At 67.9% G+C, this 21195-nt stretch carries 19 protein-coding genes; 8 read left to right on the top strand and 11 right to left on the bottom strand.

The features are described 5' to 3' along the window. Positions 1-3 precede the first annotated feature (3 nt). The 3 genes from GRI75_RS12000 to GRI75_RS11990 are packed head-to-tail and all read left to right on the top strand — an operon-like array spanning position 4 to position 2722. Positions 4-783: a type III pantothenate kinase gene (locus tag GRI75_RS12000; RefSeq protein WP_160747232.1), complete on the top strand. Its 780-nt coding sequence runs from the start codon at positions 4-6 to the stop codon at positions 781-783. After that, positions 780-2435: a ribonuclease J gene (locus tag GRI75_RS11995; protein WP_160747231.1), complete on the top strand. Its 1656-nt coding sequence runs from the start codon at positions 780-782 to the stop codon at positions 2433-2435. Before GRI75_RS12000 ends, GRI75_RS11995 begins: the two co-directional genes overlap by 4 nt. Then, complete coding sequence (locus GRI75_RS11990; RefSeq protein WP_160747230.1) at positions 2435-2722, top strand: DUF1467 family protein; 288 nt, start codon at positions 2435-2437, stop codon at positions 2720-2722. Before GRI75_RS11995 ends, GRI75_RS11990 begins: the two co-directional genes overlap by 1 nt. A 421-nt stretch (positions 2723-3143) precedes the next feature. On the opposite strand, the gene GRI75_RS11985 is transcribed toward GRI75_RS11990, so the two are convergent. Next, positions 3144-5693 carry a coiled-coil domain-containing protein gene (locus GRI75_RS11985; RefSeq protein ID WP_160747229.1) on the bottom strand — a complete coding sequence of 850 codons (2550 nt, stop codon included), beginning with the start codon at positions 5691-5693 and terminating at the stop codon, positions 3144-3146. Positions 5694-5896: 203 nt separating this feature from the next. On the opposite strand from GRI75_RS11985, the gene GRI75_RS11980 reads away from it, so the two are divergent. From GRI75_RS11980 to GRI75_RS11970, 3 genes are read left to right on the top strand one after another with little or no spacing between them, the layout of a single operon-like run. After that, positions 5897-7072 carry a hypothetical protein gene (locus GRI75_RS11980; RefSeq protein ID WP_160747228.1) on the top strand — a complete coding sequence of 392 codons (1176 nt, stop codon included), beginning with the start codon at positions 5897-5899 and terminating at the stop codon, positions 7070-7072. A gap of 36 nt (positions 7073-7108) precedes the next feature. Continuing rightward, positions 7109-8071, top strand: a complete 963-nt coding sequence (locus GRI75_RS11975) for a hypothetical protein (RefSeq protein WP_160747227.1) — start codon at positions 7109-7111, stop codon at positions 8069-8071. Beyond that, entirely contained in the window at positions 8068-9462 is a 1395-nt protein-coding gene (locus GRI75_RS11970; RefSeq protein WP_160747226.1) for a sensor histidine kinase, read from the top strand. Before GRI75_RS11975 ends, GRI75_RS11970 begins: the two co-directional genes overlap by 4 nt. 113 nt (positions 9463-9575) lie before the next feature. Here GRI75_RS11970 and GRI75_RS11965 read toward each other — a convergent pair whose 3' ends face one another. Both GRI75_RS11965 and gltX read right to left on the bottom strand, forming a co-directional pair. Beyond that, positions 9576-10862, bottom strand: a complete 1287-nt coding sequence (locus GRI75_RS11965) for a citrate synthase (protein ID WP_160747225.1) — start codon at positions 10860-10862, stop codon at positions 9576-9578. 23 nt (positions 10863-10885) lie between these two features. Beyond that, on the bottom strand, positions 10886-12322 hold the full coding sequence (gltX, locus tag GRI75_RS11960; protein ID WP_160747224.1) for a glutamate--tRNA ligase: 1437 nt from the start codon (positions 12320-12322) through the stop codon (positions 10886-10888). A 29-nt stretch (positions 12323-12351) separates the two neighbouring features. Here gltX and GRI75_RS11955 point away from each other — a divergent pair, with 29 nt between their 5' ends. Beyond that, positions 12352-14529: a ComEC/Rec2 family competence protein gene (locus tag GRI75_RS11955; RefSeq protein ID WP_160747223.1), complete on the top strand. Its 2178-nt coding sequence runs from the start codon at positions 12352-12354 to the stop codon at positions 14527-14529. A 35-nt stretch (positions 14530-14564) separates the two neighbouring features. On the opposite strand, the gene GRI75_RS11950 is transcribed toward GRI75_RS11955, so the two are convergent. The 8 genes from GRI75_RS11950 to GRI75_RS11915 all read right to left on the bottom strand — a co-directional run bounded on the left by GRI75_RS11950 (position 14565) and on the right by GRI75_RS11915 (position 20911). Next, a complete protein-coding gene (locus tag GRI75_RS11950) occupies positions 14565-15158 on the bottom strand; it encodes a hypothetical protein (RefSeq protein WP_160747222.1) in 594 nt (197 codons plus the stop codon). Then, positions 15155-16336: a M48 family metallopeptidase gene (locus GRI75_RS11945; RefSeq protein WP_160747221.1), complete on the bottom strand. Its 1182-nt coding sequence runs from the start codon at positions 16334-16336 to the stop codon at positions 15155-15157. The genes GRI75_RS11950 and GRI75_RS11945 overlap by 4 nt, the downstream gene beginning before the upstream one ends. Further along, positions 16333-17070 carry a hypothetical protein gene (locus GRI75_RS11940; RefSeq protein WP_160747220.1) on the bottom strand — a complete coding sequence of 246 codons (738 nt, stop codon included), beginning with the start codon at positions 17068-17070 and terminating at the stop codon, positions 16333-16335. The genes GRI75_RS11945 and GRI75_RS11940 overlap by 4 nt, the downstream gene beginning before the upstream one ends. A gap of 696 nt (positions 17071-17766) precedes the next feature. Beyond that, a complete protein-coding gene (gene lexA / locus GRI75_RS11935; RefSeq protein WP_160747219.1) occupies positions 17767-18456 on the bottom strand; it encodes a transcriptional repressor LexA in 690 nt (229 codons plus the stop codon). Between the two features lie 70 nt (positions 18457-18526). Next, positions 18527-19732, bottom strand: a complete 1206-nt coding sequence (locus GRI75_RS11930) for a molybdopterin molybdotransferase MoeA (protein ID WP_160747218.1) — start codon at positions 19730-19732, stop codon at positions 18527-18529. Further along, positions 19729-20202, bottom strand: a complete 474-nt coding sequence (gene moaC / locus GRI75_RS11925) for a cyclic pyranopterin monophosphate synthase MoaC (protein ID WP_160747217.1) — start codon at positions 20200-20202, stop codon at positions 19729-19731. The genes GRI75_RS11930 and moaC overlap by 4 nt, the downstream gene beginning before the upstream one ends. Positions 20203-20288: 86 nt before the next feature. Beyond that, positions 20289-20660 (bottom strand): tRNA-binding protein, encoded by a 372-nt coding sequence (locus tag GRI75_RS11920; protein WP_160747216.1) that lies wholly within the window; start codon positions 20658-20660, stop codon positions 20289-20291. A gap of 38 nt (positions 20661-20698) precedes the next feature. Next, entirely contained in the window at positions 20699-20911 is a 213-nt protein-coding gene (locus GRI75_RS11915) for a hypothetical protein (protein ID WP_160747215.1), read from the bottom strand. 152 nt (positions 20912-21063) lie between these two features. On the opposite strand from GRI75_RS11915, the gene GRI75_RS11910 reads away from it, so the two are divergent. Further along, on the top strand, positions 21064-21192 hold the full coding sequence (locus tag GRI75_RS11910; RefSeq protein ID WP_160747214.1) for an entericidin A/B family lipoprotein: 129 nt from the start codon (positions 21064-21066) through the stop codon (positions 21190-21192). Positions 21193-21195: the final 3 nt, after the last annotated feature.

The raw sequence follows: 21195 nt of genomic DNA, 5'->3' as shown, positions 1-21195 counted from the left end.
GCGATGCTGCTCGCCGTAGATGTCGGCAATACCAACGTGGTCTTCGCGCTCTTCCAGGGCCGCGAGATCCGCACGCGCTGGCGCATCGCCACCGATCCGCGCCGCACCGGCGACGAATACGCGGTCTGGCTGATGCAGTTGATGGCGATCGAGGGGATCGAGCGGGCGGAGATCACCTCGGTGATCGTCTCATCGGTGGTCCCGCGCGCGCGCCATAATCTGGAAGTCCTGGTGCAGAAGTACTTCGGCGTCACGCCGCTTTTCGCCGGAGAGGGCGCGGCCGAGTGGGGCTTCGAGATCGACGTAGACGAGCCGCAGTCGCTCGGCGCGGATCGCGCGGTCAACGCGATCGCGGCCCATGCCAAGCACGCCGGCGATCTGATCGTGGTCGACTTCGGCACCGCCACGACGTTCGACATCGTCGATTTCAACGGCGCCTACAAAGGCGGGATCATCGCTCCCGGGATCAATCTTTCGCTCGACGCGCTGGTCAGCAACACGGCCAAGCTGCCGCGGATCGCCATCGAAAGCCCGCGTTCGGACAGCGTGATCGGCCGCAACACGGAGGATCAGATGCACATCGGCGTGTTCTGGGGCTACGTCGCGATGATGGAGGGGCTGATCGCCCGCCTGCGCGCCGAGATCGGGCGTCCGGCGGAGGTCGTGGCCACCGGCGGTCTCGCCATCCTGTTCGACAAACACACTGATATATTTGACTATGTTGACGCGGACCTGACTCTAGAGGGCCTCGCCATCATCGCTGAAAGGGCGGGCGCGGCATGAAGAAGAATTTTACTCCCGAGGACGAACTGCTGTTTCTGGCGCTCGGCGGATCCGGCGAGATCGGCATGAACGTCAATCTTTACGGTTGCCGCGGCAAGTGGCTGATGGTCGACCTGGGCATGACTTTCAGTGGTGACGAGTACCCGGGCGTGGACCTGGTTTTCGCCGATCTCGAGTTCATCGAGGAACGGACCCAGGACCTGCTCGGTATCGTCCTGACCCATGCGCACGAGGACCACATCGGCGCGGTTCCCTACTTCGCCGAGGAACTCGGCGTGCCGCTTTACGCGACGCCGTTCACCGCGGACCTGGTTCGCCGCAAGCTGCAGGAAGCGGGCCTGGTCAGCCGGGTCGAGCTGAACATCATCGAGGAGGATCACGGTAGCATCCAGCTCGGGCCGTTCGAGATCACCTATATCCCGCTCGCCCACTCGATCGCCGAGGGCAATGCCCTGCTGATCGACACGCCGTACGGCCGCATCTTCCACACCGGCGACTGGAAGCTGGACGAGGAGCCGCTGGTCGGCGAGCCCGCAACCGAAGAGGAACTGATCGAGATCGGCGACGAGGGCGTGCTGGCGCTCGTCTGCGATTCGACCAACGTGTTCAACCCGGCCTCGTCCGGCTCCGAAGGGGCGGTGTACCGCGGCCTGCTGGAGGAAGTGAAGCGCTGGCCCGGCAAGCGGGTCATGGTGACTACCTTCGCATCCAACGTGGCCCGCCTTCAGACCCTCGGCCACGTCGCGCAGGAAACCGGGCGCCAGCTTTGCGTCGCCGGCCGGTCGCTGGACCGGATCATCGAGGTCGCGCAGGACAACGGCTATCTTGAGCATTTCCCGCCGGTGATCGATTTCGACACGGCGATGAGCCTGCCGCGCGGTGAAGTGCTGATCCTCGCCACCGGGGGCCAGGGCGAACCCCGCGCCGCGCTCGCGCGGGTCTCCGACGACAGCCATCCGATCGCGCTCGAGAAGGGCGACGTCGTGCTGTTCTCGAGCCGGCAGATCCCCGGCAACGAGATCGCCATCGGCCGCGTGCAGAACAAGCTGGCCGAACGCGGGATCGAGATGGTTACCGACCGGCAGAGCGAGATCCACGTCTCCGGCCATCCGGGCCGTCCGGACCTGGAAGCCCTCTATGGCTGGCTGCGACCCGACGTTCTCATTCCAGTCCACGGCGAGATGCGGCACATGCAGGAACAGGCGCGGCTCGGCCGGGAGCGGGGCATTCCGCATGCAGTCGTACAGCAGAACGGCGACATCGTCCGCCTCGCGCCCGGCAAGCCGAGCAAGCTGGCGAAGGTGCGCGCGGGGCGGCTCGTGCTCGACGGCGACATCATCGTGCCGGCGGATGGCGAGACGATCCTGACCCGCCGCCGCCTCTCTCGAGACGGGATCCTCGTGGTCGCTCTCGACGAGCGCCGCATGCCGCAGGTCCACGGCTTCGGCCTGCCGCTGGACGAGGACTACGACGATTTCGTCAAGGAAGCCGAAGCCGATGTCGTTCAGGCGCTCGGCCGGCTTAAGGGCCCGCAATCGCGGGACCGTGAGGCCGTGGTCGAGGCGGTCCGCCTGGCCGCAAGGCGGGCGGCGCAGCGCTGGTCCGGCAAGAAGCCGCAGACCCGCGTGATCCTGGCGGAGGACCGCGCCTAGTGCAGTGGACCTCCATCCTGGCGATCTACTTCCTGTTCTGGGTGCTGTCGGCGTTCCTCATGCTGCCCTTCGGCATGCGCACGCACGACGAAGCCGGCATCGACAAGATCCCCGGCCAGGCCGACAGCGCCCCGGCCGACTTCCGCCCCGGCAGGGTGATCCTGCGGGCGACGATCCTCGCAGCGGTGCTCTGCGGCCTGTTCGTCGCCAACTACGTCAATGGCTGGATCACCGTCCAAGACATCGACTTCATCGGCACGCCGGAGAGCTTCGGAGAGGGCGGATAGGCCAGCGCGTAGCGCTCCACCTTCCATTATCGGCACCCTGAACTCGTTTCAGAGCCCATCCCGCCACCGCGCGGATGCCCGCCGACCAGCTCGGGGCAGCCGCTCGCGCCTAGGTATCACCCTCCGTCCCTCTACCGTCATCCTGAACTTGTTTCAGGATCCATTTCGCCACCGCGCGGTGCGCGCAGGCGGGGCAACGGCTTAGCCGCTCGTGCCCGCCGTCGCACGCAGGTGCAGGCCGAGGGATGGATGCTGAAGCCAGTTCAACATGACGGCAGCAGAACCAAATCCTCCCCCTCTGGAGGAGGGGGACCGCCGAAGGCGGTGGAGGGGGATGGCCTGGACGAACGGTTGAGCCAGGCCAAGCCCCCCTCCGTCAGCGCTACGCGCTGCCACCTCCCCCGGAGGGGGAGGACTGCCCCTATGTCCGGAGCCGATCGATCGCCTGGGCTAGCGCGACGTAGAGTTTGCCCGGATCGGACGAGAGCAGTGTTACGCCCAGGGCATGGCCGTCGCGCGTGGAGAGCACGCTGCGCAGCATCGCCTCGAAGTCGTGGATGTAGCGGTTGACGGTTTCGCGGAAGTCGCTGTCCTCGCGGTAGATCTCCGCGATCTCGCGCGAAGCCTGGTTGTCGAGCAGGCGCACGGCGCGGCGGGTGAAGATGCCGCGGTCGCCGCGCAGATAGCTCGACCAGGCGGTATCGCTGACCTCGTTGTCGAACGCCTTGGAGATATCGATTGCGCTCGAATTGAGGCTTTCGGTGATCAGGGCCATGCGCCGCGCGAAGTCGTTGTCGACCTGTTCTTCGGCCCGCTGCCGCGCGTGGGCGACACGGTGTTCCAGGTTGCCGGCGAGCTCGTTCACGGCGGCAAGCTGATCGCGCAGTTGCAGCGCCGCTTCCCGGGCGGCGCCGCTGGCGCGCTTGGCGTTCGCTTCGAGTTCGCGGATCGTCTCGCTGGCGTGGTCGCGCATCGCCTGTTCGATGGCGGTGGCGCTATCTTCGGCAAAGCGCTCGGTCATCGACTCGAGTGCTTCCCCGAGCGAACCGCGCGCCGTCTGAGCCAATGCCTCCGACCGTCCAGCGATCTCCACCAGCGCCGCCTGCAGCGCCGCGAGCTCGGCCGCGTGGGCGCGGTTCGCCGCCGCGATCCGCCGTTCGAGCGCTTCGAACTGCTCGATGGAGCCGGCGCCGTCGCGCTGGGCGGCGGCGACATGCCCGGCCAGCTCTTCGCCCTGCTGAAGAGCTTCGCCGATTAGGCCGTGGGCGCTGCGCACCCGCTCCTCGAAGCGGGCGAGATCGCTCGCTGCCTGCGACAACGCTTGCGGCAGGTCGTTCTGCGAATGCTCCGCCCCGGCGCGGATCAGTTCCAGCAGGCGTACGCTGTCGTTCGTCAGGCGGGCGATGCGGTGGCTGTTGGCGTCGAGCTCGGCGCGGCTTTCCGCGAGGCGGGCATTCAGGCCCGCCGTGACGCCGTCGAGCGTGCCGCCGGCTTCGCTGCCCTGCGCGGCGATCCGCTCCATCTCCGCCGAAAGTGCCGCCATCCGCCCGGCGAGCGCTTCGCCGCGCTCGGCAAGGCCGGACAAGTGGGCGAGCTGTTCCTCCTGGCGTTCGCTGACGCTGGCGTCGAGCTGCGCGAGCCGCCCCTCGAGTGCGATCAGGGCTTCGCGTTCGCGCTGCTCGGCTTGCGAGCGGCGCTGGGCGATGGCGGCTTCGAATGCCTCGACCCGCTCGGACATCGTCCGGTCGACCCGCTCGGCTTCCTCACTGAGGGCGGCGAGCCGCCGACGGGCGTTCTCGAGCGCTTCGGCATCGACTTCGGAGATCTGCTCGATCGCCGTGTTCATCCGCTCCTTGAGCGATTCGACAGCCTCGGCCCAGCGGCGCGCTGCCTCTTCCTGCCCGGAGTGCAGCACTTCGATCGCGCGTGCGCCTTCGTCGCCTGCGGCGGAGGCCCGTTCGCGCAGCAGGGCGATCTCTTCCTCTGCCTGCCGGCGGGCTTCGGCATGGCGTGCATCGAGCTCTTCGCCGAGCCTGTCGGCGCGGCGGCGCAGGGCAGCGAGCGCTTCGACTTCGTGCCCGTCGAGATCGGCGCGGAAAGCCTGGCTGCGATCCTCGAGCGCGGCGAAGCGGTTGCGGGCGATCTCCTCGAGTTGCGCCGCCTGGGCTTCGAAGCTGTCGAGCGCCTCGTCGATCCGCTCGCGCAGCACGGCGACCTGCCGTTCGCTCGCTTCGCCGAACTCGTTGAGGCGCCTGAAGCCGGTCACGAGCTCCGCCAGCTGACCTTGCGCGGTGTTGCCCGCGTGGCCGATCTGGCTGGCGACGTCGCGCGCGGAATTGGAGATCACCGGCAGCTCGCTGCGCAACCGGCCCATGTTCTCGAGCGCGGTCGTGCTGACCCGGCCGATCGTCTCGACCTGCTCCCCATTGTCGCGGATCAGGCTCTGCAAGTGCTCGGCGTGCTGCGATATCCGCTCGCCGGCAACGCGGCCGAGGGATTCCAGATCGCGCGACTGCGCGGCGATGAAGTCGCGGGCCATACTGAGCTCGCGGTTGATCACCAGCAGCCGCTCTTCCAGCCGCGCGCTCTCGATCGACAGCGCACGCGCGACGTCGGCGAAGCGTGCCGCCTCGCGCCGCGAATTGCGCATGACCAGGAGCCACAGCCCCACAATGAGCAGCACCGGCACCGACCACGCGACGATCCAACCGCTCCACTGCTCCGGCGTGCCGCCTGCCAGGATTTCGCGCTGGTGGGCGAAGCCGAAGAACCCGGTCCAGCCGAGCGCCGCGGCGATTGCCAGGGCCGGCCAGATCCAGTCGTGATGGCGCGGCTCGGGCTCGTCTTCCCATGCCTCCTCGGACGCATGTTCCTCCACGACAGCGTGATCCGGCGCTGCCGGTTCGGCTGCTGCTTCCGCGGCGTGTTCGGGGTCGGACCCGATCGCCACCAGGTTTTCTCTGCGCGACATCGCCGGGACGATACCACACCCAAGATAGGGATAAACCCCGCCTCGGTGCGCTATCCTCCATCATCTTCCGATGCTCTGGGGGGGAGCCGACCGTGGTCAGCAAGCTGGGGCTTTTCGCCCGCGATTTCGCAGGCGCGTGAGCGGCCGCTTGGCAGCGCCCCCCGGGCAGCCTAGCTACAGCTGGAACTGGCGGGGAGCGACGGGTGCGGATCGCGCTCATTACGATAGCGGAGAACCATGGAGGAGGAGGCGCCGAGGCGCTCGTCGCCGGCCGTTCGATCGCCCGCCATCAGCTCGATTTTGCGCTCGCGCAGCGCTGCGAGAAGATCCTCTGCCTCGGCCACGGCGCCGCACCCGAAGCGATTGCCTTGCGTCATGCGGCCGAAAGAGCTGCCGCGCAGTTCCAGGTCGTCCGCGGCGTGCGCGACTTGCCGGCGGCGGTGCGCGGGGACGACGAGCTGCTGGTGCTGGCGCAAGGCCTGCTGCCCGAATCCCCGCTCGCTTTCGATCTGCTCAAGGATGGCGAGGGCCTGCTCGTGCTGCCCGCGGAGGCGGGATGGAGCGCCGGGTTCGAAAGGCTCGACCTGACCGCCTCCTGGGGCGGGGCGATGGTCCTCCCCGGGCGCTATGCCGACCGGCTCGACCAGTTGCCGGAGGATGCGGAGCCTGTGGCGGGCCTGTTGCGGATCGCCCGCCAGGCCAGGGCTCCCGAACGTTCGCTGCCCGAAGCCGAGCTGTCGGAACGCCGCTGGCAGATCGTGCGCACGCCGGACGCGGCGCGGGCGCTCGAACCGGGCTGGCTGCGCCGCCGCTTGCCGGCATGCTCGCCGTTCAGGCCGACCGCATGGCTCGCCGGCGTGATCCTGAGGCGCTTCGGTGGGCCGCTGCTCGGCATCCGCAACACGGGCGGGGCATCGCTTGCTGCAGCGTCCGTCAGCCTCGTCGGGGCCGCGGTCGCTGGCTGGTTCGGCTTGCCGGTTCTGGGCTTCGTGCTCCTCGCAGCGGCCGCCTTGTTGATCGAGGCGAGCGACGGTCTGAGACAGCTCGGCCGGTCGATATTCGTTGCGAGAACGGAGCCGTCGCGCCTGCTCCCGGCGCTGCGTGCGATGTGGGACTTGGCGCTTGTCGCCGTCGGAGCCCTCGCGATAGAGGGCAGCCGCGCACATCGCGCTTTTGCGCCGCTGGTGACCGCCGGCCTCCTGCGCATCGCACCGCCTTGGCCTGTCGCCGGGTGGCGCGTCCTGGCTGGCGACCGCGGCCTGCTTGCCCTTCTGCTCGCAGTGGCGAGCGGTCTCGGCCTTGCGGAAGCTGGATTCATGCTCCTTTCACTGGCGCTGATCGTGCTTCGGCTGCGGCCCGGCGAGGATCGGCGCGGCTAACGCGCCCTTAACCCTATGCCGGTCATGGTGAACCCGATGGATAGCCTGACGACAAGCGAGCCCGGCACCGAGCCGGCCGAAACGCTGCTGCGCGACGAGCTCGCGCAGGGCGACGCGACGCTATCGTCCGCCATCCCGATCCTGCGCCACCTGGTGCTGAGCGAGGAGCAGTCGTTGTTCAGCGACGAAGTTGTCGCGCGGGTAAGGGGCATGCTTGCCAGCATGGCGCGGCAACTGCTTCAGGCGGAGGCCGAAGCCGCACAGATCGCCGACCGCCCCGCCTTTTTTGCCCGGCATGAAGCCGTTCTGGCGGAGGCGCTGGCCGGCGAGCCTGCCTTGCTCCGGCACGTCCACGCACTGACGATCGAAGCGCAGGCGGCACTGCGGCTGCAGTCGCAGGCCGATCTCGATCCGGTGCTCTCCCCGTTGCTGCAGCACCTTGTTGCGGCCGAGGACGGAGTTGTGGCAAGCACCGCCATGGCCGCGCTCGCCGCTCAGGCCCGCTTCATCCAGCACCAGCGGCGCATGTCGCTGCCGATTGGTGAGCTGCCGGCCGAACTGTTCCACAAGGCCCTGCTGCTGTTTCGCGCGCAAGCCGGCGATCGTACGAGTGCCGAAACCGCAGAGCGCACGCTGCGCCAGGGTTTCGATGAAAGCCTCGGCCGGCTTGCGCTCCTCTCGCGGCTCGTCATGCGCGCCGGCGAACGGGCGCCGCTGGCCCTCGATGTCGGTGAGGCGGGCATCGCCATTTTCGCGAGCGCGCTGTCGCTTGCTTCCGGCCAGGAGCGGGAACTGACCGCGATGTCGTTCTCGGAAGGTCAGTACGCGCGTCTGGCGCTCACGATGGTCGCCGCGGGATTGCCGCCGCACTCTGTCGGCAAGCAGTTCGTGCTTCTCCACCCCGACGGGACGCTTCCCGAAGGCTTCACCGGCCTGGGCAGCAGTCAGGCTGCACGCCTGCTGGCCGCCTCAGCGCCGGGCCGGGAGGCCGCACGATGACAGCGACGGCCGCCTATTTCGCCAGGGCCCGCACCGACGGGCGCGACTGGCTGGTCGAGGCGGACGAGCCGCTCGCCGGCCTGCAGCTGCGCAGCGGCGGGGAATTGCCCGGCATCGTCGCCACCCCCGCCTTGCTGGAGATGGTCCGCAAGGCGCGCCGCTATGGCCTCAAGCTGGCCCGGGCGATCCGGGCGCAGGATGGCCGCGAGCAGGTCACCGCGTGGGTGGAGATCGAGCCGGAAGCGGACGGGGAGGGCTGCACGATCGGCATCGCCAACTGGCATGCGACTGCGCTCCCGCCCGCCGACGCCGCCATGGCCGACGCCCGGCGCGTGGCGATCGAGCGCCAGGTCGCCGAGATGTCGGTACGGCTCGGACCCGACCAGCAGGTGATCGCGGTCGAGTGCGACAGCGAGGAACTCGAAGGGATCGCCGCCAGGCTGCGCGCGAGCCGGGGCGAACGGTGGACGGACCTGATCCAGCTCGATCTCGATGACGGACCGGGCGAACCGCTCGACTGGCGCCTGCTCGACGGCACCCGCATCAGCATCCCGGGATCCTCCCGGCACTGGAAGGCGGTTTTGCTGCCGCTGGGCCCGCGGCCCGAGAAGGCCGGCTTCGAGCTTCTGCTCGTCGCCGACGAACCCCCTGCCGAACAACCTCCCGTCGCCGCCAAGGCGGAACCGCGCACGATCTTCGATGCCGCCATGGGCCGGGAAATCGCGCCTGTACTGCGCCAGCCGATCGCGCGCATCATCGCCAATGCCGAAACGATCCGCACCCAGCTCGCCGGCCCTGTGGCGGAAGAATACAGCAAGTATGCCGCCGATATCGCCACCGCGGGCGAGCACCTGCTGGCCCTGATCGACGACCTCACCGACCTGGAAGTGGTCGAGTCCGATACCTTCGACACCGCGCCGGACACGATCGACCTGGCCGATGTCGCGAGGCGAGCGGCGGGCATCCTCGGCGTGCGCGCGCAAGAGCGGGCCATCGAGATCCACGCTCCGGGGGAGGACGACAGCATTCCGGCGGTCGGCGAATTCCGCCGCGTGCTGCAGATCCTGCTCAACCTGCTCGGCAATGCGCTGCGCTACGCCCCGGAGGGATCTCACGTTCGCCTGATCGTGGAGCGGAACGACGGGCGTGCGCAGGTCACGGTGGCCGACCAGGGCCCCGGGCTCAGCGCGGATCAGCAGGCGAAAGTCTTTGAGAAGTTCGAACGCCTCGGCCGCAGCGGCGACGGCGGCTCCGGCCTCGGCCTCTACATCTCCCGCCGCCTCGCGCGGGCCATGGCGGGCGAGCTGAGCGTCGAGAGCACGCCGGGCGAGGGCGCCCGCTTCACGCTGGACTTGCCCAGCTTCGAAGAGCGGCGCACGAAGCCGCGCTGATCCTTCGAGACGCTCGGACTGCGTCCTCGCTCCTCAGGACGAACGGGATAAGCTCATATCCGTTCGTCCTGAGGAGGGATCAAAGCCGCAGGCTGAGAGCCCGTCTCGAAGGGCTAGCGCTGCCCGATCGGAACGTAGTCCCGCTCGGTCGGCCCGGTGTAGAGCTGGCGCGGGCGGCCGATGACCTGGCCGGGGTCGGAGATCATCTCGTTCCACTGCGCCACCCAGCCGACGGTGCGGGCGAGGGCGAACAGCGCGGTGAACATCGTCGTCGGGAAGCCGATCGCCGACAGGATGATACCCGAGTAGAAGTCCACGTTCGGGAACAGCTTCTTCTCGGCGAAATAATCGTCGCTGAGCGCCATTTCCTCGAGCCGCAGCGCGGTTTCGAAGATCGGGTCGGTGACCTTGAGCGCGTCGAACACCTCGCGCACGGTCTTCTGCATCACGGTCGCGCGCGGATCGTAGTTCTTGTACACCCGGTGGCCGAAGCCCATCAGGCGGAACGGATCGTTCTTGTCCTTGGCACGCTCGATATAGTGCGGGATGCGGTCGGGCGTGCCGATCTCGCGCAGCATGTTGAGCGCCGCTTCGTTGGCGCCCCCGTGCGCCGGGCCCCACAGGCAGGCGATGCCGGCCGCGATGCAGGCGAACGGGTTCGCGCCCGACGAACCGGCCAGCCGCACCGTGGAGGTCGAGGCGTTCTGCTCATGGTCGGCGTGGAGGATGAAGATCCGGTCCATCGCCTTCTCGACTTCCGGGATCACCTCGTATTCCTCGGCCGGAACGCCGAAGGTCATGCGCAGGAAGTTGCCCGTGTAGCTGAGCGAGTTGTCGGGATAGAGGAACGGCTGCCCGACCGAATACTTGTAGGCCATCGCCGCGATCGTCGGCATCTTGGCGATCAGGCGGTGGCTGCTGATCCGGCGGTGCATCGGATCGGAGATGTCGGTGCTGTCGTGGTAGAACGCGCTTAGCGCGCCCACGACCCCGCACATGATCGCCATCGGGTGCGCATCGCGGCGGAAACCGCGGTAGAACGTCGCCAGCTGCTCGTGCAGCATCGTATGGCGGGTGATCGTGCGCTCGAACGTCTCGAACTCGTCGGCCGTCGGCAGCTCGCCGTTCAGCAGCAGGTACGCGACTTCCATGAAGCTCGAATGTTCGGCCAGCTGCCCGATCGGGTAGCCGCGGTGCAGCAGCACGCCTTCTTGCCCGTCGATATAGGTCAGCGCGCTTTCACACGAGGCAGTCGACTTGTAGCCGGGATCGTACGTGAACATGCCCGTGCTGCCGTAAAGCTTGCGGATGTCGACCACGTCGGGCCCGCAAGTGCCTTTCAGCACCGGGAAATCATGGGCCTGATCGCCCACCGCCAGCTTCGCCTGCCTGTCCGCCAAATCGCGTCTCCTAAAAACAGCCCCTATGCCGGCGCGTCGGATGGGTCCCGGGCCTGCGCGTCGATCCGCGCGAGGCTTTCGTCCCGGCCGAGAAGCGCCAGCACATCGAAAATGCCGGGGGAAGTGGTTTGCCCCGTCAGTGCCGCGCGAAGCGGCTGCGCAAGCTTGCCCAGGCCGAGGCCGAGCTCTTCCGCATATGCCTTGAGATTGGCCTCCAGCGCCTCTGTTGTCCAGTCCTGTTCGCTGTGCAGCCGCGCCGAAACCTGCCGCAGCAGGGCTTTCGCATCAGGGCCGAGTAGCTCCGCCGCCTTGTCGGTCATTTCCAGCGGCCGGGTCTTGAACAGGAAGGCCGCGCCGTCGGCCAATTCGTTGATATCCTTGGCCCGCGTCTTCAGCACCGGCATCGCTTCGGTCAGCAGCGCTTCGTCCGCCTGCGATCCGAGGCGTGCCGCGACCAGCTTCGCCAGCCGCGCATCGTCGGCCGCGCGGATGTAGTTGCCGTTCATGTTGAGCAGCTTCTTCATGTCGAAGCGGCTCGGGCTCCGGCCCACGCCGGCGAGGTCGAACGCGGCGATGGCTTCCTCGCGGGTGAATTCCTCCTGGTCGCCGTGGCCCCAGCCGAGGCGCAGGAGATAGTTGAACAGCGCTTCGGGCAGGATGCCGAACTCGTCGCGATATGCATCGACGCCGAGCGCACCATGGCGCTTCGAGAGCTTCGCCCCGTCGTTGCCGTGGATCAGCGGGATATGGGCATAGACCGGGTCGGGCCAGCCGCCCTCGATTTCGTTCATCGCGCGAATGATCGGCAGCTGGCGGAATGCGTTGTTGAGGTGGTCGTCGCCGCGGATCACGTGGGTCACGCCCATGTCGTGATCGTCGACCACGACCGCCAGCATATAGGTCGGCGTGCCGTCGGCGCGCAGCAGGATGTAGTCGTCGAGCTCGGCGTTGCTGACGGTGACGCGGCCCTGGACCCGGTCATCGATCACGGTCTCGCCTTCGTCCGGCGTTTTCAGGCGGATCACGAACGGCGCGCCGAGCGGCGCATGGCTCGGGTCGCGGTCGCGCCAGCGCCCGTCGTAGCGCAGCGGCTGCTTCGCCGCGCGCTGCGCCTCGCGCATCGCCTCGAGCTCTTCGGTCGTGGCGTAGCACTTGTAGGCATGGCCGGCGGCGAGCAGCTTCTCGGCCACTTCGACATGCCGCGAACCGCGCTCCGACTGGAACACGGTGTCCTCGTCCCAGTCGAGCCCCAGCCAGTCGAGCCCATCGAGGATCGCGTCGATGGCCGGCTGCGTGGAGCGCTTGGCGTCGGTATCCTCGATCCGCAACAGCGCCTTGCCGCCGTGGTGGCGGGCGAACAGCCAGTTGAACAGCGCGGTTCGCGCGCCGCCGATATGCAGGAAACCCGTGGGCGAGGGCGCGAAGCGGGTTACCACCGTCTCGTCGCTGCCGCTTGCCATCACTACCGGTTTCCTATCCAATGTTTGCCATGGCCACGCGCCTGCCGCCGCTGGTCCCTTTGGGGGAGGAACCGGGGGATGCTGCGTTGCAGCAGCCGCCTTGGCGAAACCGCGCGCGGTTGTCCAGCTTGGGTGACGCCGCTGACACATTTCTCGGCCGCGCCGGTTTCGACCGCGGTCCGTGGCTGGCGGCGGGCCTCGCCGCAGGCATAATCGCCTGGTTCGTCCTGCCCGATGCGGCGTGGTGGGTGGGGACCATTGCCGCGGCGCTCCTGCTGGCCCTCGGAGCGGTGGCGCTGTGGCGCGGCGACGAACGGCGTACCCACCTTCTGCTCGCCTGCGTAAGCATCGGGATCGTCGTCGCCAGCGGCGTGGCGCTGATCTGGTCCCGGTCGGAACTGGTAGGCGCGCAGCCGCTCGGGAGGGCGGGCGCGATGACGCTGGCCGGGCGGATCCTCGAACGCGTCGAGCAGCCGGCGGAAGGCCGCGTCCGGCTCGTCCTGGCGACGCGGGACGAAGCGGGCGAACCGATCAAGGTGCGGGTCAATCTGCCCATTGCGGAGGACCGCGCGGCCTTCCGCGAGGGTGCGGTGATTCGCCTGCGGGCCCGACTGATGCCGCCCGCCCCACCGATGCTGCCCGGCGGCTACGACTTCGCGCGCGCCGCCTGGTTCCAGGGCTTTGCTGCAACGGGCGGTGTGCTCGGCCCCGTCGAGCTGCTGGAACCGGCGGGCGAGGGGCCGCTGCTCGCCCCGCTCCAGCGCCGCCTGTCAGACCATGTCCGCTCGCAGCAAGCCGGTTCGCCCGGAGCCATCGCCGCCGCTTTCGCCAGCGGCGACCGCGGCGCGATCTCCGCCGCGGACGAGGAGGCGATGCGCGATTCCGGCCTGACCCACCTGCTGTCGATCAGCGGCGTCCACGTCAGCGCGGTGATCGCCGCCGCCTACGTGCTCGCGATCAAGCTGCTGGCCCTGTGGCCATGGCTCGCGCTGCGCGTACGCCTGCCGCTCGCCGCCGCCGCGATCGGAGCCCTGGCGGGCATCGCCTACACCCTGCTGACCGGCGCCGAAGTGCCGACCGTCCGCAGCTGCATCGGCGCGCTGCTGGTGCTCGGCGCCCTTGCCCTCGGGCGCGAACCGCTGAGCCTGCGGATGGTCGCGGTCGCGATGGTCGTCGTGCTCTTGCTTTGGCCGGAATCGGTCATCGGCCCGAGCTTCCAGATGAGTTTCGCCGCAGTCGTCGCGATCGCCGCCTTGCACGGCGCGCAGCCGGTGAAGGCCCTGTTCGCTCGCCGGGAGGAGGCGTTTCCCGTGCGCGCCGCGCGCTGGCTCGCCGCCCTGCTGCTGACCGGGCTGGTAATCGAGATCGCGCTGATGCCGATCGTCCTGTTCCATTTCCACCGCGCCGGCGTCTACGGCGCCTTCGCGAACATGGTGGCGATCCCGCTGGTCACGTTCGTGTCGATGCCGCTGATCGCCCTGGCCCTGCTGTTCGATCTTGTCGGGCTCGGTGCACCCTTCTGGTGGATGGTCGGGCGCTCTCTAGAGCTCATGTTGTGGATCGCCCATCTCGCTGCATCGCAACCGGGCGCCGTCAAGCTGATGCCGCAGATGGGCTGGAGCACGTTCGCGCTGTTCGTCGCCGGCGGATTGTGGCTGGCGCTGTGGCGGGGCAGGGTACGGCTCCTGGGCCTCGTCCCCGCCGCACTCGCTACCCTGATGCTGCTGGCAACGCCCGTGCCGGACCTGCTGATCTCGGGAGACGGGCACCACGCCGGCATCGTCACGGACGATGGCCGCCTGCTCGTCCTGCGCAACAGCCGTAGCGATTTCGCGCGCGAGAACCTGATGGAACTCGCCGGTGTGGAGGCCGATCCGACCCCGCTAGCGGAATGGCCCGATGCCGACTGCAGCCCCGACTTCTGCGCCCTCGCGATCGAGCGCGGCGGCCGCCCCTGGCGCCTGCTGATGAGCCGCAGCCGCAACCTGGTCGAGGAGCGGGCCCTCGCCGCTGCCTGCGAGCGCGCCGACTTCGTAATCACCGACCGCTACGTCCCGCGTACCTGCCGCCCGCATGTCCTCCTCGCCGACAAGCGCCTGCTGGACCGCACCGGCGGCTTGTCGATCGTCCTGCGGGAGGAACCGAAGATCACCACCGTCGCCTCCAGCCAAGGCGAACATGGCTGGTGGCGCGGCCGGCCGGACTAGGTCGGAGGCGCCCCGAAGCTCGAACGAAGCCGCAGCTACGGGCGCAGCGTGACCGACTTGACGATGGACCGCACTTCCGCCGCATCGCGAGCGAAGTAGTGCAGCGACGGGGCCTCGAAGGTCACGAGGTAGAGCTTCCCACCCTCGATCGCGGCATAGGCCTCGCCGCGCCGTTCGACCTCGTCGCCGGGATCGACGTAAGTGTACTCGAAGCGGATCCCTTCCTTGCCTCCGAGCGTGGCTGGCTCTTGCTTCCCGATGTTGAAGATCGGGATGTCGTACTGCGTGCGGTACGTCCGCTCGACCAGGTTCGGAACGTCGGGGAGCAGCATGGATTCGGTGACTTTGGGAAGAGGGTCTCTCTTCTTGTCGCGCTCCTTCACCAGCGGTTTCCCCGCGGGGACTCCGCCATAGAAGGCGAGACGGTTCAACTTGTGTCCGTCGATCGTCCACACCTCCTGGTATTTGCCTTCCGACTGCTGCAGCCGGTTCCAGGTCGTTCCGGACGTCGCCCTGAAGGCCCCGTCGGCGACTTTCTCCGGCGAGCCGGGCTCGACCAGCTTGTGGGCCCCGGCCGGCGTTGTGAGCGCCAGCACCAGGAGAGCCGCACATGCACCCCTCACGATCATTTGGCTGTCCTTTCATCGGGTACATACATGCGGATGAGGGAGGCGTCGGGAGCGCCCGGCTCCGCCTCGAGATACTTGCGGAGGTATTCCGCGCCCTCCGATCGCTTGCCGCTCTTGACCAGGCTCAGCCCCAGGCCACGCATGGTTGCGGGCCGTGAATGGCCCACGTCGATGGCATTGAGGTACAGCGTCGTTGCCGTGATCAGGTCGCGCGGATTTCCCCGAGTGGCGAAGAGTTCCGCCCGCGCCTGCAGCAACTCCCCGGTCCAACCGGTCGTCGCGGCTATGCTGTTCAGCAGGTACTCCGTTCCGGCGAAGTCGTTGAGCCGGACCTGATCCTCCAGCAGCTTCGGCAGCCACGGGCTCAGCGCGGCATAATAGGAGGCGGCCCCCGCATCTCCGGTGTCGCCTTTCGCCATGGACTGTTCCAGCAGGTAGTCGGCCCGGTCCAGCTCGGTCGGATGGGTATCGAAGAACCCTGCGCGATAGCGATGGCGCTTCTTGATCTTGCGCCCCGTTGCAGTCGCGTCGGCTTCCTCCATAAGGTGCTGCCACACTTCGGATGCGGAGCGGCTCGGGTATTTCGACTGGGCCAGGTAATCGAGTCCGAGAAGGTCGGCCTCCTTCTCCTGCTCACGATTGAACCGAAACAACGAGCCGATCAGCGAGAACTGGCTGTTCCGCGTGTCCACCTGGAGAGCGTTCCCCAGAACCTGTGTCCAGGCCAGGACATCGCTCGCCGACCGCCTTGCCTGGAAGCCCTTTAGGGAATGGCGCAGTTCGAAGTGCGCGAACTCGTGCCCTAGCACAGCACCCAGCTCGGCCTCGCTGCGGGCGCGCAACAAGAGACCGGTCCAGACCATCATCATCCCGTTGGGCGACATCGTGGCGTTGAAGGCCGGGATGTTCAGAACATAAACGCGAACGCCGTCACACCGGTCGGTGCCCACGGTCTTGCAAAGCACTTCCCTGACGTACGCGTTCAATCCCTCGTCATCGACCCGCAGGGTCGAGGACTTGACACTTTTCTCCCATTCGTCGGCCTCGCTCCACATCCCGCGCTCGTCGACGGTCTGCGGTTCATAGCCTAGCGTGAACGGTGGCAGGGGCTGTTCCTTCGCAGCCGCGCCAGTGGAGATCAGAAGTGCGCCCGCCGCAGCGAGGAGCGGCCGGTTCATTGGACTGCCCCCGGCGCCCCCGGAAAGCCTTCCAGCAATTGCCCCACGCGCTTTTCGGCACCTTCTGCGGTGCGAACGTCGCCCCCCATGGCGAGGTCGGCATTGAGCCAAACCAGGTCCCCCGTCTCGATGTCGACGAGCCCGGCCATCCCGGTATGCTCGCCGGACGAAACGACGGTGCCGAAGCCGGTGAACGCCGCCGCGAGGAACCCGGCTGCCTGCAGCAGCTTCCGCCCGGTCGAGCCGTAAGCGTCCTTGGTCCGGACCAGCAGGATATAGTCGTAGCCCTTGAGCGCCTCGATCTTCCTAAGATCGGTCCCGACGGACCATTCGAACGCCTCGCTGCGCTTCTTGGAAGGCAGTCGGTTCCCTTTGAAGAACTGGTACTCGATCACGGAGTCGGCAACGGCACCGAAAAGCGAATGGTAGCGGGTCAGCTCCTTGCCTTCCGGGATCGTGTCGATGTCGAGCCGCACGATCTCATTGCCGAGGTTCGCCTGAGATGCGCGCAACTGCTGCTCGATGTTTTCCTTCGCCTGGTCGGTCCAGTCGGCGTTGGGCTCGAACATGCCGCCGGTAGACTGTTCCCCGACGCGGACGCTCGGCTCCAGCATCGCGATGCGGGCAGAGCCGGGCTTCAGGACGAAGCCCTCCTTGATACCGGTTTTTTCCTGAGCGATAGCCGGAGCCGCCGTCGCCAGAAGCAGACACGGCGCGACCAGGCATGCAAACATGCGGAAGTTGATGTGCAAGTGAGCCCCCCATGCCGGCCTCACGAATCAGCCGGTAAACCCATAGTGCCAGTACCTACGCCCCCGGACAATTCACATCAGGTTAAGTTCGGCACCAGGCCTCGACCATGCATCCTTGGTACGGGCACACCGCCACTCCGGTCTTGCCCACCGCGCACAGCGAGCCGACAAATGGATGCTGAACCAAGTTCAGCATGACGGATGGGGATAAGCAGGCGCGAGCATCAGCACCGCCCACCCCAGTTTGCCACCCTCTTCCCGTAACCCCCCAACGTCATCCTGACCTCGTTTCAGGGTCCATGTACCAGCACGCGCCGCTATTCCGGTAACTCGGCGAGGGTGCCCCACCTCCCACTGCGCAGCGCGAGCGGGCGGATAGATGCCGAAACAAGTTCAGCATGGCGATGCGGGCAACCAGGGAGATCATCAGCAGCACCGCCGGTCCAATCCGCCACCGTCCTCGTCCCCACTTCCCGACGTCACCCTGATCTTGTTTCAGGGTCCATCTTGCCGCGTACCCCGGCGCTCCTGGAACGAGCTGCGACGACCGCCCGCTCCTGACAGCCCAGCGCGGGCCGCGAAATGGATGCTGAAACAAGTTCGGCATGACGGATGAGGGCATGAGGGGAGATGGGGTGGGGCACCTACAGCCACCAACGCTCCCGCCGCGTCTCGAGCTCAGTGGTACCGGCGCAGCAGCCCGGCGAGCTTGCCCTGGACCTGGACTTCTTCCGGCAGGTAGATCTGCGCGTCGTAGGCGGCGTTGGCGGGGTCGAGGCGGATCTTGCCGTTTTCGCGGCGGAGATACTTGAGGGTCGCTTCCTCGTTGCGGACGAGGGCGACGACGATCTCCCCGTCGCGGGCGGTGTCGGTCCGCTTCACCAGGGCATAGTCGCCGTCGAAGATGCCGGCTTCGATCATCGAGTCCCCGGACACTTCGAGCGCATAGTGATCGCCGGCGCCGAGCAGCGCCGCTGGGACGGGCAGCATGCGGTCGCTTTCCAGCGCCTCGATCGGGACGCCGGCGGCGATGCGGCCGTGGAGTGGGATCTCGATGACGTCATTGGCGGCGAACGGCTGCGGGCGGGGCGGGGCGGTGACCCGTGTTACTGTGTCGTTGGTGTTGGCCGGAGCCCGCTTGCCGGTGGTCGCATCCTCGGGCTGGCGCAGCACTTCGAGCGCACGCGCCCTGTTGGGCAGGCGGCGGATGAAGCCGCGTTCCTCGAGCGCGGAGATCAGCCGGTGGACCCCCGACTTGCTCTTCAGGTCGAGCGCTTCCTTCATCTCTTCGAAAGAGGGTGAGATCCCCGAGTCCTCCAGCTTGCGCTGGATGAACAGCAGAAGTTCATGCTGCTTGGCAGTCAACATCGGTGGGCCCTCCGCAAATGTTCCATTTCGGGAACGAACGTGGAACAATTAGGCAACGAAATCCTACATGTCAAGCAGTTCCGCCGTGCCCGATCCAGTAGGCGGGCACGGGATCGCCGGCCAGCGCAGAGGGCGAATTCGCCGGCCGCTCGACAAGGGCATCCGCCAGGGCGAGCGCGGCCAGGGCGCTGCTGTCCTGCTCCGCCACGGGCACGAGTGCGCCGCCTTCCAGCCGGGCGCGGACGAACTCCATGCGGTCGCCCGTCGCCGGGAATGGCGCGCCCAGGCGCATTGTTGCGCAGCGGGGCAGCGGCTCGCCTGATCCGGCCAGGGCCCGCAGCAGCGGCAGCAGGAACAGAAAGGCGGTGACATAGCTCGACACAGGATTGCCCGGTAGCCCGATCACCCATTGCCCGCCGCGCCGGGCGACCAGCAAGGGCTTGCCCGGCTTCATCGCCACGCGCCAGAAGTCGAGTTTGGCGCCCCATTGCTCGAGCGCCGGACGCACCAGGTCGTGGTCGCCCACCGAAGCGCCGCCGCTGGTGACGATCACGTCGGCCTCGGCCGCCCGGTCGAGCGCGGCGAGGATCGCCTCCATTCGGTCCGGAACTGGCCCGAGGCGCTCGATGGTGCCGGCGTAAGGCGCGGTCATCGTCGCCAGCATCGCGCCGTTGCTCGCCGGGATCTGGTGGGGTGCGCACCCGGCGGGATCGGCGGCGAGTTCATCACCGCTGTCGAGAATGGCGAGCCTGGGCAGCGCGCGGACCGGCAGGCGGGAATGCCCGGCGGCGATCGCCAGTGCCAGCTGGGCCGGGCCGATGCGGGCACCTGCGCGGAGGATCTGGTCGCCCTGGCGGAAGTCGAAGCCGGTGCGGCGGATGTGGCGCGGGGTCGGCTCGCCCTCGCCGTTGAGCGCCAGGCGAGCCCCGTTGCGCGCGGCGTTCTCCTGCAGCAGAACCGCGCAGTCACCGGCGGGCATCAGCGCGCCGGTGGAGATGCGCACGGCTTCTCCGTTGCGCAGCGTTCCGGCGAACGGGTGGCCCGCCGCGCTTTCGCCGATGATTTGCCAGGGGCCGGCGAGGTCCTCGGCCAGCACCGCATAACCGTCCATCGCCGAGAGATCGGCCGCGGGCTGGGTGCGGGCGGCGAGCAGCGGTGCACCGAGGTAGCGGCTGACCGCCTGCTCTGCCGGGATCACCCGCGCGGGCAGCGGCTCGACTTGCGCCAGGAGCCGCGCCTGCGCCTCCGCCAGCGGCAGGGGCGGCGGCGGATTCATTCGCCCGCGCGCCAGGTGCCGCTCTTGCCGCCGGTCTTCTCGAGGAGCCGAACCTCCTCGATCACCATGCCCTTGTCGAGCGCCTTGGCCATGTCGTAGATCGTCAGGAGCGCGATGGAAGTGGCTGTCATCGCCTCCATTTCCACGCCCGTCTTGCCGGTCAGCGAGGCTGTCGCCGTGGCGCGCACCGCGTCCTCCTCGAAGGCGAACTCGACCCGCACCGCGTCGAGCGAGAGCGGATGGCACAGCGGAATCAGCTCGCCGGTCTTCTTCGCCGCCATGATCCCGGCGATCCGCGCCGCGGCGAGCACATCGCCCTTGGAGCCGCTGCCCTCCCGGACCGCGCTCAGCGCCTCGGCCGACATGCTGATGCGCCCCGTCGCCGTGGCCGACCGGGCCGTTTCCGGTTTGCCGCCGACGTCGACCATGCGCGCGGCGCCTTGTGCGTCGAGGTGGGTCAGCCCGCTCATCCGGCGGCCTGCGGCGTGATTTGAGGATGCTTGTTCATGGCGGTCCCATGGCAGAAACGGCTCCGGCAGGACAGACCTGCCGGCGCTCAGAACAGCCTTCCGCCGTCCGGCACCGCCTGCGACGGCTCGAGCAGCACGACATGCCCGTGCTCGTCCGGAAAGCCGAGGGTCAGCACTTCGGACATCATCGGGCCGATCTGGCGCGGCGGGAAGTTGACCACGGCCGCGACTTGCCGGCCAATCAGCGCCGCCGGCTCGTAGTTCTCGGTGATCTGGGCCGAGGAGCGCTTGCGGCCGATCACTGGCCCGAAGTCGATGGTCAGCTTCAGCGCCGGCTTCCGGGCTTCGGGGAAGGGCTCCGCGGAAACGATGGTGCCCACGCGGATGTCCACTGCCAGGAACTGGTCGAAGGCGATCTCCGGCGCCGCGGCGGCGCTTGCGTCATGTGTCACGTGCATGCCGCGCCTTTACCGGAGCGGTGCGCGGCAGGGAAGGTTCAGCGCTTGCGCGTCAGGCTCCAGACGACCTGGCCGATACCGAACAGCAGCAGGATCGCGCCGAACAGCGCCCACTTGGGATCGCCGGCCATGAAGCTTTCGAGGAACGCGACGTTCAGGCCCTGGAGGATCCACACCGCCCCCATGCAAACCATCAGGACTCCGAGCAAGGTGCTGACAATCCGCATGACCGCGTTGAAAAGTCCGCTCATCGTGTTCCTCCCCGTTGTTCGTGCAGGCTAGCTGCTCCGTCGGCGGAGATCATCCCATATCCGCGGCGGATTGTCGCGCCGAACCGCACTCCGCCGGAACGGCTCCGGGCCAGCGGGATTGATCCGTTAGACCACGATTTCAGGAGAGTATCATGGCTCGCAAGTTTGTCGCCGCGTTCGCGGCAGGTGTTTTCGCCTTGGCCGCTTCGGCCTGCAACACGGTGGAAGGCTTCGGCGAAGACGTTGAATCGGTCGGCGAAGAGGTCGACGAAGAGACCTGATCC

The sequence above is a fragment of the Croceibacterium soli genome, from assembly GCF_009828065.1.
GTDB lineage: Bacteria > Pseudomonadota > Alphaproteobacteria > Sphingomonadales > Sphingomonadaceae > Croceibacterium_B > Croceibacterium_B soli.
Note: the sequence above shows the minus strand (reverse complement) of the source record. Positions and strands in the feature narration are given on the sequence as shown.